Annotated in this window: 6 protein-coding genes; 3 read left to right on the top strand and 3 right to left on the bottom strand. The window is 72.1% G+C overall.

Features of this window, described 5'->3' with window-relative positions; translation table 11 throughout:
* Positions 1 to 3: 3 nt before the first annotated feature.
* The 3 genes from GOHSU_RS14040 to GOHSU_RS14050 are packed head-to-tail and all read right to left on the bottom strand — an operon-like array spanning position 4 to position 2998.
* Positions 4 to 837 (bottom strand): ABC transporter ATP-binding protein, encoded by an 834-nt coding sequence (locus GOHSU_RS14040; RefSeq protein WP_005943134.1) that lies wholly within the window; start codon positions 835 to 837, stop codon positions 4 to 6.
* Positions 837 to 1901: a FecCD family ABC transporter permease gene (locus GOHSU_RS14045; RefSeq protein ID WP_005943136.1), complete on the bottom strand. Its 1065-nt coding sequence runs from the start codon at positions 1899 to 1901 to the stop codon at positions 837 to 839. Before GOHSU_RS14045 ends, GOHSU_RS14040 begins: the two co-directional genes overlap by 1 nt.
* Positions 1898 to 2998 carry a FecCD family ABC transporter permease gene (locus tag GOHSU_RS14050; RefSeq protein WP_005943138.1) on the bottom strand — a complete coding sequence of 367 codons (1101 nt, stop codon included), beginning with the start codon at positions 2996 to 2998 and terminating at the stop codon, positions 1898 to 1900. The genes GOHSU_RS14045 and GOHSU_RS14050 overlap by 4 nt, the downstream gene beginning before the upstream one ends.
* A 194-nt stretch (positions 2999 to 3192) precedes the next feature.
* Here GOHSU_RS14050 and GOHSU_RS14055 point away from each other — a divergent pair, with 194 nt between their 5' ends.
* The 3 genes from GOHSU_RS14055 to GOHSU_RS14065 all read left to right on the top strand — a co-directional run.
* Positions 3193 to 10842 (top strand): non-ribosomal peptide synthetase, encoded by a 7650-nt coding sequence (locus GOHSU_RS14055; protein WP_005943139.1) that lies wholly within the window; start codon positions 3193 to 3195, stop codon positions 10840 to 10842.
* 89 nt (positions 10843 to 10931) lie between these two features.
* The gene (locus tag GOHSU_RS14060; protein ID WP_005943141.1) at positions 10932 to 11981 is read left to right on the top strand and encodes an ABC transporter substrate-binding protein; all 1050 of its coding nucleotides are present in this window, start codon (positions 10932 to 10934) and stop codon (positions 11979 to 11981) included.
* Between the two features lie 5 nt (positions 11982 to 11986).
* Positions 11987 to 13901 (top strand): condensation domain-containing protein (locus GOHSU_RS14065; RefSeq protein WP_162138719.1); only part of this gene is annotated, 1915 nt, incomplete at its 3' end.

The raw sequence follows: 13901 nt of genomic DNA on the forward strand, positions 1-13901 counted from the left end.
GGTTCAGCCGCCGACCCGGGGGATCACCAGGGGCGTATGCGATTCGGGATCGTCGATGATCCGGCAGGGCAGGCCGAAGACCTCCTCAATCAGGCCGGCATCGACGATCTGCGCCGGCGCCCCCTCCGCGACGACGGCGCCGTCCTTCATCACGATGAGGTTGTCGGCGTACCGGAACGCGTGGTTCAGGTCGTGCAGCACGGCGACCAGGGTGTGGCCGTTGCGATTGAGCTGGGCGCACAGGTCGAGCAGGTCGATCTGGTGGGCGATGTCCAGGTAGGTGGTCGGCTCGTCGAGCAGCACCAGCGGGGTCTGCTGGGCCAGCACCATCGCGATCCACACGCGCTGGCGCTGCCCGCCCGAGAGCTCGTCGACCAGCCGCCCCGCGAGCGCATCGACGCCGGTGGCCGCCATCGCCTCGGCCACCGCGGCCTCATCGGCCGCCGACCACTGCCGGATCAGACCTTGGTGCGGAAAGCGGCCGCGGGCCACCAGATCGGCCACCCGGATGCCTTCGGGTGCCACCGAGGTCTGCGGCAGCAGCCCGAGCCGGCGCGCCACCTCCTTGGCCGGCAGCGAGGCGATCGCCGCACCGTCGAGTAAGACGGTGCCGCGCTCGGGGGTCAGCAGCCGGGACAGTGCCCGCAGGAGCGTCGACTTGCCGCAGGCGTTGGGGCCGATGATCACCGTGAACGAGCCGTCGGGGATCGCCACGCTCAGCTCGCTGCTGATCACGCGCTTGTCGTAACCGAGGGTCAGTTGCTCGGCGACCAGGCGCGGCCCATCGGTGACCGGTCCCGGGATCTGGGCCTCGCGGCGCACTCGTATCGAGACCATCAGTTCCTCCGGGTTTCCTGTGCGATGAGCCAGATCAGGTAGATGCCGCCGATCGAGACGGTCACCACCCCGACCGGGAGTTGCAGCGGGGCGAACAGGCGTTTAGCGATCAGATCCGACACCGACAGCAGCAGGGCGCCGACGGCGGCGGCCGCGACCAGCGTCACCCCCGCCGAACGGGTCATCCGCTTGGCCAGCTGCGGTGCGGCCAGGGCGACGAAGGCGATGGGCCCGGCGGCCGCGGTGGCTAGCGCGGTCAGCGCGACGCCGAGCACCAGCAGCCCCAGCCGCGTGCGCTCGGTCCGGACCCCGAGCGCGGCGGCGGCGTCGTCGCCCATCTCCAGAACCTTCATGCCCGGAGCGAACGGCACCAGCAGGATCAGCACCACCGCGAGCACGACCGCCACCACCGCCACCGTGTCCATCGTCGCCAGGCTCAGCGAACCGGCGCCCCAGGCGGCCGCCGACATCGCGGTGTCCAGATCGGCTGTCAGGATCAGCCAGGTGTTGACCGAGGCGAGCATGGCGCTGACCCCGATGCCGACCACGATCAGCCGGAAGCCCTGCACGCCCTGCCGGAAGGCCAGCAGGTAGACCACCAGCGCCGTCCCGATGCCGCCGGCCAGGGCAGCCGCCGAGGCACTGAGGTAACCGCCCGCCCCGCCGAAGACGATGACGAGCAGCGCACCGGTGTAGGCACCGGTGTTGAAGCCGATCACATCGGGGCTGCCCAGCGGGTTGCGGGTGAGCGACTGAATCACCGCACCGCTGATCCCCAGAGCGATGCCGAGCAGGACCGCCAGCAGGGCGCGGGCGAGCCGGTCCTGCACCACCCGGGCGATCCCCCGCTCGGCGCGGGTGGCCGGTTCGGTGAAGATCGCCGACAGCACCCGTCCGGCCGGGATGTAGAGGTCACCGAGCATGAGGGTCGCTGCGAAGACTCCCCCCGTGGCCACCACCACCACGGCCACCACCAGCATCGCGCGCAGGTCGGCGCGCAGACTCACCCGGCCGTCCGCGGTCCGCACCACCGCCACCCGGCGGCCGAAATCGATGTCGGTCACAGTCCGCTGGCCTTACTCCGGCGGACGAAGGCGATCAGCACCGGCGCCCCCAGGAAGGCGGTGACGATGCCGACCTGCAGCCCGGTGGGCCGCAACAGCAGCCGGCCGACGATATCGGAACCCAGCAGCAGAATGGGGCCGGCCACCAGCGAATAGGCGAAGATCCACCGTTGCTCCGGGCCCACCAGCCAGCGGCACAGATGCGGGATCATCAGACCCACGAAGCCGATGGGTCCGGCGGCCGCGGTGGCCGCACCGCACAGCAGCGTCACCGCGACGACGCCGACCACGCGGGTGCGCACCACATCGGCACCCAAGGCGCGGGCCAGGTCGTCCCCGAGCGCGACCGCGTTGAGCGAACCGGCCACCGAGGCGGCCAGCACAATCCCCAGCGCGATGAACGGGAGGATCGCCAGCGGAACCTGCTGCCCGCGACCGCCGATCGAGCCGGCACTCCAGAACCGCATCTGTTCGAAGGTCGCCGGCTCCAGCAGGACCAGGCCGGTGGTGATCCCGGTGAGCAATGCCCCCACGGCCACGCCGGCCAGCGTCAGCCTGATCGGGGTGGCACCGGTCACTCCGCGCGAGCCGATCGCGTACACCACCACCGTGGCCACGATCGCGCCGAGGAAGGCGAACCAGATGTTGGCCCAGATGCCGGTCAGGCCGAACAGTCCCATCGCCAAGGCCACGAAGAACGCCGCCCCGGCGTTGACCCCCAGGATGCCCGGATCGGCCAGCGGGTTACGGGTCATCGCCTGGATCAGCGCGCCCGCCACCGCCAGGGACATCCCGACCAGCACACCCAGCAGCGTGCGGGCCAGACGCTCGTCACGGATCGAATGGTGAATCGACTGGCCCGGATCGAAGTGCACCATCGCTTCCCAGATGGTGCTCAACGGGATGCCGGTGGTACCCACCAGCAGGCTGGCGACCACCAGGCCGGCCAGAACCGCCAGCAACAGCAGCCAGCCCAGTGCGCGGCGGGCATTGGTGCGCGCCAGACCCTGCCCAGGATTCTTCTGCCCAGGATCCTTCTGCGCACCGCGGGCGCCCGGGGTCGGGCCCTGTTGGTGGATGTCGACTGCAGCGCTCATGTGCGGTCTCGGTTCACCCTCTTCGCTCTGTGCCCGCCGTCGGCGGGGTCCGACGGCTCTGTGCCGCGGATCACCCGACCCGACACACCGCTTTAGTTTGGTAATGCTTACCTTATATGCGGCACAGTGCCGTCCCCGCCCGGGTCTTCGGAGTCCGGTGCGGTCCCCCGCCCCGAGCCGATGAGGACACCCCGATGAAACTCGCCGAGATCATGCCGCTGACTCCGGTCCAGGACGGTCTCCTCTACGCGTCCTCGCTCGATCCCGCAGACGCCGACCCGTACATCGTGCAGGCCGATATCGGTCTGCACGGTGCACTGGATCCGGTATTACTGCAGCGCAGCGCCCAGGCGGTCTTCGATCGGCATCCGAATCTGCGGGCCGCCTTCCGCCGCCGCAAGAACGGCGAACCGGTCGCGCTGATCCTCGACGGCGCCCGTATCGGCTGGACCGAACACGATCTGAGCGGCTCACCCCAAGCCCACCGCTACTGGGCCGCACTCGGCGATGCCGAGCGGGACCGCCGTTTCGATCTTGCCAGCCCCCCGCTGCTGCGGTTGACGCTGGGCCGATTCGGCGAGGACCGTTGGCGGCTTTTGTTCACCCACCACCACCTGCTGCTCGACGGCTGGTCCTCGCCGCTGCTGCTGCGCGAAATCGTGCTCACCTACGCCGACGGCGGATCGACTGCGGCGCTGCCGGCGGTCCGCCAGTTCCGCGACTATCTGGCCTGGCTCGATCAGCAGGACACCGCCGCCGCCCTGGCGCGGTGGACGCAACTGCTCGACGGCACCGCCACGGCGACCATGATCGCCCACGACGACGGCGCCGGGCTGGGCGGACGCCCCCGGGAGGTGCGGTGCGACGGCCTGGGCGACCTCGGCGATCGCCTCGCCGCCCGTGCCCGCACCGCCGGACTCACCCTGGGCTCGCTGCTGCAGACCGCCTGGGGTCTGACCCTGGGCCTGCACACCGGGCTCAGCGATGTGCTGTTCGGCGCAACGGTCTCGGGCCGCAGCCCCGAGTTCAGCGGCGCCGAGACGGTGATCGGCATGACCATCGGCGCCATCCCGGTGCGGGTGCGGGCGCACGGGGACCACTCGCTGCTCGAGATCGCCGCCACCGTCCAGCACGATCAGGCGCAGGTCCTCAACGACCACTGGGTGGGGCTGCCGGCCATCGCCGGTGCGGCGGGGATGAGCGCACTGTTCGACACCCTTCTGGTGGTAGAGAATCATCCGGCCTCCTCCGCCGCCCTGAACCAGGCCTTCGCCGCCGCCGGGCTGACCCCGGACGGCATCTCCCCGCGCGATTCGACGCACTATCCGCTCACCGTGCAGGCCATCGTCGAACCCGAACTGCAGATCCGGCTGCACCATCTGCCCGCGGCCGTCTCCGAGCATCGGGCCGGCCGGCTGGCCCGGACCCTGATCGAGGTGCTCACGCGGTTGGCCGACGATCCCGCCGCCACCGCAGCGGCGCTGCGTGCCGACGGACCCGATGAGGTGGCGGCGCTGCTGCAGCAGGGCACCGGGCCGAAACCGGAGAGCACCGAGCTGGCGGCGCTGCTGCAGCCGGCCGGTGCAGCGGCCGATCGACTCATCGTCCGCGACGACCACCGCGCGCTGACCGCCGACGCACTGGAACAGCGGGTCACCGCACTGAGCACACGGCTGCGCGAGGCCGGGGCCGGCGCCGATGCGGTGGTGGCGATCGCCCTGCCCCGCAGCGTCGACTCGCTGACCGCCGTCCTGGCCGTCCTGCGGGCCGGAGCCGCCGTCCTGCCGCTGGACCTGGAGTATCCCCGCGACTTGCTCGCCTACACCCTGGCCGATGCCCGCCCGGCAGTCGTGCTCACCACGGCGCAGACCCGACTGCCCGACCACGATGCGGCGGTGATCAGGGTCGATGAGCTGCGGTCCGTCGACATGTCGCCCACACAGCCGGTATCGGCGCCGCCGGTCTACCGGGCCGGCGATCTGGCCTATCTGGTCTACACCTCCGGTTCCACCGGGCTGCCCAAAGCCGTGGCCGGCACCCGCGACGGGCTGGCCGTGCGCCTGTCTTGGGCCGGACGCCTCTGGCCGGCCCGGCCCGGTGAGATCCGGTTGGCCAAGAGTTCCCTGGCGTTCATCGACGGTCTGACCGAACTGCTCGGCGCGTTCACCGCCGGCGCGACGATCGTGATGGCCGACGATGCGCAGCGCACCGATCCGGCCGCCCAGGCCCTGCTGCTCACCGACGCGGGAATCAACCAGCTGACCGCGGTGCCCTCGCTGGCCGCCACCCTGGCAGGTATCGCCCCGGCGGCCTGCGCCGGGCTGACCCGCTGGATCCTGTCCGGCGAACCGCTGCGGGCCGGCGTGGTCGCCGATCTCGCCCGCGTCTCTCCGCACGCCCAGTTGGTGAACTCGTACGGATCCTCCGAGGTGGTCGGGGACGTCACCGTCGCCGAGCTGGCCACCGAAGACGTCACCGCGGCTGAATCGGCCTCGATCGGCCGTCCGGTTCCGGGTACCTCCGTCGTACTGCTCGACGACCTGCTGCGCCCGGTCCCGCGGGGGACCATGGGCGAGATCTACCTGGCCGGGCGCCAGGTGGTGCGCGGCTATCTGCACCGGCCGGCCCTGACGGCCGAACGGTTTGTCGCCAACCCGTTCGGTCCGGGACGGCTGTACCGCACCGGGGATCTGGGCCGGTGGCGCCGCGACGGCCGCCTGGAGTTCCACGGCCGCACCGACGGGCAGGTGAAGATCCGCGGCCACCGGGTCGAGACAGCCGGGATCGAAGCCTCCCTGCAGCAGATTCCCGGAGTCACCGCGGCGGCGGTGGCGGGCAGGACCGATGCGGCCGGCACCCAGGGGTTGTGGGCCTACGTCACCGTCGCCGGCGGCCCCGGCGCCCCGACCGCCGCGGACATCCAGCGCGCCCTCGCCGAGCGGGTCCCGGCACCGCAGGTCCCCGCGGTGCTGCTGCTCGAGGAGCTGCCGAGCCTGCCCAACGGGAAGGTGAACCGCCGGGCCCTGCCCGATCCGCAGACGCTGGCGCCCACCCCCGGACGCAGCCCGGTCACTCCGACCGAGCACACGCTGGCACAGATCTTCGCCGATCTGCTCGGCGTCGGAGCGGTCGGCGCGGACGACGATTTCTTCGCCCTGGGCGGCCACTCGCTGCTGGCCACCCGGCTGGCGCATCGCGCGGCCACCGAATGGGGGGTGGAACTGCCGATCCGGAGTGTCTTCGACCAGCCGAGTCCGGCGCTGCTGGCCGCCGAGATCGATCGGCTGCGTGCCGAACCCGACCGTTCCCGGCCGGTACCGCTGACCCGGCCCGATCCACTGCCGGCCTCACCGGCGCAGCAGGGTGTGTGGTCGGCCGAGCAGCTCACCGCCGCCGGCAGCGGACGGCATGGGGCCGCCTATCACCTGCCTTTCCGTCTGCGGCTGCACGGCCCTCTCGACGCTGCGGCGCTGCGCGCGGCGGCGGCCGATCTCGTCGACCGACACGAGGCCCTGCGCACCGTACTGTTCACCGCCGACGACGGCCGGCTGCACATGCGCATCCAGCCGGCCGGGACCGTCCCCGAGTTCGCCGTCCATCGCGGCCCGCAGGCCCCGGCCGCACTGAACGAGGCCGCCGGACGGCCGTTCGCACCGGCCACCGACCTGCCCCTCCGCGTCGACGTGGCCGAGCTCACCGCACACGAGCATCTGCTGCAATTGACGGTGCATCACACCGCCGCCGACGAGTGGTGCGCTCCCCTGCTGTTCGACGACCTGGCCGAGCACTACCGGCACCGGCTGGCCGGCGGCGCGCCGGCCGGGCCCGACCCCGCGGTGCAGTACGCCGACGCGGTGGCCTGGCAGACCGGTGAACTCGATCGGCCCGGGCCCGACGGCATCACGCTTCGCGACCGCGAACGCGCCTTCTGGGCGCAGACCCTGCGCGCAGCCCCGGACGAGCTGGCCCTGCCCTACGATCACCGGCGGCCCGAACACCCCACCGGTCGCGGCGGCACCGTCGACTTCACCGTCGACGCACGGCTCGGCGCAGCCCTGCAGGCGCTGGCGCTCGCGCACCGCGCCACCGGTTTCATGATCGCCCACGCCGCACTCGTCACCGTCCTGCACCAGCTCACCGGATCGCGGGATCTGCCGGTGGGCACGCCGGTAGCCAATCGCACCCACCCCGATCTGCAGGGGGTAGTCGGCATGTTCACCAACACGGTGGTGCTGCGCACCGTCCTCGACGACGATCCGACGGTGGCCGAGCTGATCGCACAGGTCCGCGAGGTGGACCTGGCCGCCCTGGAACATCAACTCCTGCCGTTCGCCGAGATCGTCGAGGCCGTCGATCCACCGCGCCGCTACGGCCGCAATCCGCTCTTCCAGACCATGCTGCAGTACCGCGGTCCGGTGCCCGAGCCGGAGTTCGCGGGCCTGACGGCCGGGGTCGAGCCGAGCGTGCCCAGCTGGGCGAAGTTCGATCTGACCGTCGAACTGCTCGAGCACACCGGCGGCCCGGGGCTGTCCGGGCGGATCGAATTCTCCTCCGACCTTTTCCAGCGCGAGACTGTCGAACGTATCGCCGCGATGCTGGTGACGGCCCTGGAGCAGATGGCTGCGGCCCCGCAGGCACCCCTGGCCGGCCTGGACCTGACCCCGCCCGCCGACCGGCTGCAGATCGCCGGTTTCAACGACACCGCCCGGACCGTCGCCGACACCGACCTGCCGGACCTTTTCGCCCGCACCGTCGCCGCCCATCCGCAGGTCCCCGCGGTGATCGCCGGAACCGATCGCCTGACCTACGCGCAAATGGCTGCCGCGGTCGACCGGCTGGGCCGCCGCCTGCGCGCTGTCGGCGCCGGCGTGGACGGGCTGGTCGCGGTGGACCTGCCCCGGTCGGCGGCCCTGCTGGTCACGGTCCTGGCCGCCCACCGCATCGGTGCCGCCTATCTGCCGCTGGACCGCGACCTTCCCCCGGCCCGCCGGCGGTTCCTGCTCGAGGATGCCGCACCGGCGGTGCTCGTGACCGACCGGACGGATCTGCCCGACGAAGGCATCCCGGCCGTGCGCGTCGACACCCGCGGCACCCCGGTCGGCGGCCCGTCCTTGGCCAGCGGTCCGGCGGCGCTGCCGGCCCCCGGCTCACTGCCCTCCGGCCGCGCCGCCTATCTGCTGTACACCTCCGGCTCCACCGGCACCCCCAAGGCCGTCGTCGTCGATCAGCGAGCGATCGTCAACCGGCTGGAGTGGATGCAGGACCGCTTCGCCCTGGTGCCCGGGGAGCCGGTCCTGCACAAGACGCCGACCGGTTTCGACGTCTCGGTCTGGGAACTGCTGTGGCCGGTGCTGGCCGGTGCCACCGTGGTGATGGCCGATCCCGGTGCGCACCGGGATCCGGTTCGGCTCGCGCAACTGCTGACCGAACACCGGATCACCACGGTGCATTTCGTTCCGTCGATGCTGCGGGCGTTCCTGGCCGAGACCGCCCAGCCGCTGCCGCAGCTGCGGCGCATCCTGTGCTCGGGTGAGGCTCTGACCGCACCGCTGCGCGACGGTGTGCGCGATCGCTTCCCCACCGCCGCCCTGCACAATCTGTACGGCCCGACCGAGGCGGCGGTCGATGTCACCGAGATCGATCTCACCGGAACCTCCGGCCCCCAGATCCCGATCGGCCGCCCGGTCTGGAACACCGGACTGCACGTGCTGGGCCCCGACCTGCGGGAGCGGCCCCTGGGCATGTGGGGCGACCTGTATCTGTCGGGTGTCCAGCTGGCTCGCGGCTACGCGGGCCGGCCCGGACTCACCGCGAGCGCCTTCGTCGCCTCGCCGTTCTCCGGGACCGGTGACCGGATGTACCGCACCGGCGACATCGCCCGGTGGACCGCCGCGGGGGTGGTGGAATACGCCGGTCGCAGCGACGGGCAACTCAAACTCCGCGGCCAGCGCGTCGAACCCGGGGAGATCGAGCAGGCCCTGCTGGCCACCGGCCGGCTGGCCCAGGCCGTGGCGATCGGGCACACGACCGCCGACGGGCGGACGGTCCTGGCCGCCTACGGTGTGGCCGCCGATCCGCACGCTGCGGTGGACGTGCCCGCGCTGCTGGCCGAGGCGGCGGCGACGCTGCCGGCGCATCTGGTGCCGGCCACCGTCACGATGCTCGATGCGCTGCCGGTGACCGTCAACGGCAAACTCGACCGCAGCCGGCTGCCCGATCCGGTGACCGTGCGCAGCGGCGCTGCCGTCGACGGTGCCGCCGAAGAATCCGCCGCCCAAGAATCCGCCGCCGAACAGACCGTCGCCGAGGTTTTCGGCCAGGTGCTCCATCTCCCCGAGGCCATGGGCGTGCATCGCGAAGACGACTTCTTCGCGCTCGGCGGCGACAGCATCGTGGCGATCACCGTGATCAACCGGCTGCGCCGGCGCGGGCTGGAGGTGGACATCGCGCAGATCTTCACCGACCGCACGGTCGCCGCCCTGGCCGCCGCCGCACGCCCGGTGGCGGTCGCGCCGGCGCCCGCCGCGTCCATCGAGCGCACCCGTCCGCTGCCGTTGACCCCCATCACCGCACGGCTGGCCGCCCGCAGCGGCCGCTGGCAGTCGCTGACCCAATCGATGACCGTCGTCCTGCCGGATGCGATCGATCCCGCGCGGGTCACCGCGGTCCTCGACACCGTCCTGCGCCGCCACGAAGCGCTGCGGCAACAGGTCGAAGTCGACCGGAATGCCGCCGGCATGTGGACCGTGCACTGCGCCCCGCCGGGCAGCCCGGCCGCCGCCGACGTACTCACCGTGCAGCGTCGTACCGATACGCCCACGCCCGACGAGTTCGCGGACCTGGCCGCATCGGCTCAGGCCCGGCTCGACCCGGCCACCGGCCGCTGCCTGCAGGCCGTCGCCGTCCTCACCCCGGCGGCCGGCTGGCTGATCCTGGTGGCTCATCATCTGGCCGTCGATGTGGTGTCCTGGCGGATCCTGCTCGACGACCTCGCCGAAGCCGATGCCGCCCTGAGCGCCGGCTCCGACCCGGCTCTGCCGCCGCCGGCCACCGGCTACGCCGCCTACACCGATGCCGTCCACGCCAAGGCCAATGGCCGCGAGATGATCGCCGAGGCCACCCGCTGGCGCACCACCCTGGCCGGTGCGGCGCCGCTGTGGCCGGACGCCGTACCCGGTGTTCAGGACGAGCTGCGCAGTACGACGGTCACCCTGACCGCGCCCGAGACCACCGGGTTCCTGACCGCAGAATCGGTCACCGCGCACTTCGTCGCCGCGGTCGCCGGTGCGATCGACCGCTGGCGCACCGCCACCGGTCACGCGCCGGAGCCGTTCCTGATCGATGTCGAAGGCCACGGCCGGGATCTACTCGACGACGATCTGTCCGAGACTGTCGGCTGGCTGACGGCGCTGTGGCCGGTGCGCTACGACCCGGCCGATCCCGGTCCGGCGGCGCTGCTCCCGCAGCTGGCGCAACCGGGCTACGGCTACGGGCTGGCCCGTTACGCCAACCCGCGCACCGCTCGCGTGCTGTCTCGCTCACCACGCGCGCAGGTGCTGGTGAACTACCTGGGAGTCCTCGATCTGTCCGGTGATGCCGGCCCCTGGCGCCCGGCGCCGGCCTCCCGCTGGACCCGCACCACGCCCGAGCCCGATCTGTCGGTGGATCATCCGCTGACCGTCGACGGCCGGGTCCAGCGAGACGCCGACGGCACTGCGCTCCTGACCGTGGAACTGACCTGGTCGTCGACGGTGCTGAGCACCGACGACCTGGCCGCACTCACCTCGGCTCTGCACCGGGAACTGACCTGCCCGGGGGCCGACCGCACCGGAACAATGACGTAGGTTACCCTAACCTCACTTGTGGAGCGCTTGCGTTCCCCCGCCACCGAACCGCCGCCCCGTCGGCACCGATCATGTGAAGGAACCCCACCATGCTTCCCACCGCTCCGGCCGCGACTCGGCTGCCTCGTCGCCGCATCCGCCTGGCCGCCGCACTCCTGGCGACCGGCACCCTGCTGGCCGCCTGCGGCAGCAACACCGACACCCAGAACGCCGCCCCCGCCGGCGACAACCCGGCCGTGCCCTGCGCCGCCGGCGACCTGACCGGCGAGCGCACCGTGACCGGCACCTTCCTCGGCGACGTCGAGGTCCCCGCCGCCCCGCAGCGCATCATCTCCGGCTGGCTGGTGGGCACTCAGCTGATCGATATGGGTGTGCGCCCGGTCGGCATGCTCGACGACTACAAGCGCAACGCCACCCCGCAAGAGCTCACCGTGGTCGAGGGCGTCCCCGATATCGGCTCGGTCACCAGCGGGGTCAACAAGGAGCAGGTCCTGGCACTGGACCCGGATCTGATGATCACCTTCGTCCGCCAGGACATGGCCAAGACCCTGGCCGTCGACGAGGTCAACGAGGTCGCGGCACCGACCGTCGCCTTCGAGATCCAGGAGCCCACCGACGTCTGGAAGAACTACCAGAACGTCGCCGATGCGATCGGCTGCGGACAGTTCGCCAAGGACCGTCTGGCCGGGCTGGACGATCAGCTCAAGTCCATCGCCACCGACAACAAGGATGCGATCGCCAAGCTCGGCACCGTCGCCTTCGTCGAAGGCTCCGACGAGCCGGGCCAGTACCAGATCGCCACCAACAAGTCGCTGATGTACCAGCGGCTCACCCTGGCCGGCCTGAAGTACTTCAGCGGCGTCGACGCCAACCCGAAGCGCTACAACCAGCAGATCTCGCTGGAAGACATCAACCGGCTCTCCTCGGCGAACATCCTGTTCTACGAGGCCGACTACGAGGGCAACGCGACCGCCCGCACCCAGGCACTGCTGGACAACCCCGCCTTCGCCCAGCTGCCCGCGGTCAAGGCCGGTAACCTGTTCCCGCTGCGGACCCCGTACGCGTACACCACCGCCGCCGTCGAGCGTCAGGCCGAGAACATCGCCGCCGCGGTGAAGGCCGCCAAGCCCGTCTCCTGATGCACGTGCAGACCTCTCCCCCCGCCCTGCGCACCCCGCTGACCGCGGCCCAGCGCGAGATCTGGATGGCCGATAGAGCCACCGACGACGCGACCGCGTACACCACCGCCCTGGTGGCGCACGCCCACGGTCCGGTGGACTTCCCGGCCCTGCGGTCGGCGATCGAGGACACCATGTCCCGGTCGCAGGCCACCCGTGTCCGGTTCGTCACCGCCGACGGTCAGGTGTTCCAGGAGACGATCGACCAGTTGCCTCCGTGCGAGGTGGTCGATCTGCGGGGGGAGACCGATCCACCGGCGGCCGCACGCGCCTGGATCGATGCCGCGCTGGCGCGGCCCTACGACACCAGCACCGGACCGCTGCTGCGCACCAGCCTGCTGCGCGTGGGCGACGAGCACACGCTGGCCTACCTCAGCGCCCACCACCTGGTGCTCGACGGCACCGCCGTGGGCCTGATGCTCTCGGCCGCCCTCACCCGGTACGGCCGGACCCTGGCCGGCGACCCCGAACCCGGCGAACAGACCTGGGAGGCGGCGACCCTGGCCACCGCAGATGAGCGGTACCGGACCTCGCCGCAGTTCGTCGCCGACGAACGTTTCTGGCTCGAACAGATCGCCGGCGCACCGCCGCCGCCCCGCCTGCTCGACGACCTGCAACCGGTGGCCCGCCGGGCCATCATCGTGCCGGTCCCGTTGACCGCGGACGAGCGCGTCCGCCTCTACGGCTGCGGCCGCGAACTCGGTGTGCGCACGGCCGGTCTGCTGCTGGCCACCCTGGCCGGTTTCCTGTACCGCCGCACCGGCCGGCATGATCTGCTGCTGGCCACCCCGATGTCGGGGCGGATCACCGGGGAGCTGCGCACCCAGCTGGGCACCCTGGCCACCGTGCTGCCGCTGCGCGTACGACTGCGTTCGGGCACCACCTGGCGGCAGCTGGCCGGCGACATCGACGCCACCCTGCGCGCGGTGCATCCGCACAGCCGGTTCCGCGGCGAGGACCTGCGCCGCAGTCTGCGCGAGGCCGGTGCGCCGCGCCGGCTGCTCGGCGTGGGAGCCAACGTCCTGCCGATGACCACCCGGGCCTTCAGCGCCGCTGGTCTGCAGGCCCGCCTGGAGATCCTCTCCTCCGGACCGACCGGCGATATCGACGTCTTCTTCGAGGTCGACGCCGCCACCGGCGAGGCGGCCCTGTCCTTTCACGGTCCGGCCGGCCAGCGCCCCGCGATGACCGCCCTCGCCCAGGAGTACGCCGACTACCTGCGTGCCCTGCTGGCCGATCCGCACACGGTGCTCGGACCGCCGCTGCGAGCGGGAACCGAGCCCTCCAGATCCGGCGACGACGACGCAGACGCCGATCCGGCCGCACTCCCGCTGACCGGGACGGTGCCGGGCGCGCAGGAATGGGTCCTGGCCCACGACGACCCGGCAACAGCCGATCCGGGAGCCGAGGACCCGGCAGCAGACGATCCGGCCCACGAGGCGAGCCTGCTGGCGGCGGCCCGGGTCCTGACCGTCCCGACACCGCCGCGCACCGACGCGGCGCAGGTCCGCGCGATCGTCGATGCGCTCGCTGCAGCCCATCCCGAACTGGCGCTGCGCGTGGGGCGGACCGTTCCCGGACTGTGGGAGTACGTCCCCGGTCCGACGCCCGACGGGCAGGCGCTGACGGTGCTCGCCCCCGGCTCGGCTGCCGGCGCCGGCGGCGTGCCCGGCGCGGTGTCGATGACCTGGCTGCCCGGTCGTCGCCAGGACCCCGGTGTCCTGACCATCAGCGCCCATCCGCTGCTGCTCGATGCGGCCGGCAGCGCCCTGCTGGCCGACGATCTGGCGGCCGCGTTCACGACCGTCGCCGACGGTGGGCAGCCGGTCCTGCCGCCGGCCCACGACCCGCAGGACGTGCTCGACCGCTGCGCCGACCGCG

The sequence above is a fragment of the Gordonia hirsuta DSM 44140 = NBRC 16056 genome (assembly GCF_000333015.1).
Taxonomy (GTDB): Bacteria; Actinomycetota; Actinomycetes; order Mycobacteriales; family Mycobacteriaceae; genus Gordonia; species Gordonia hirsuta.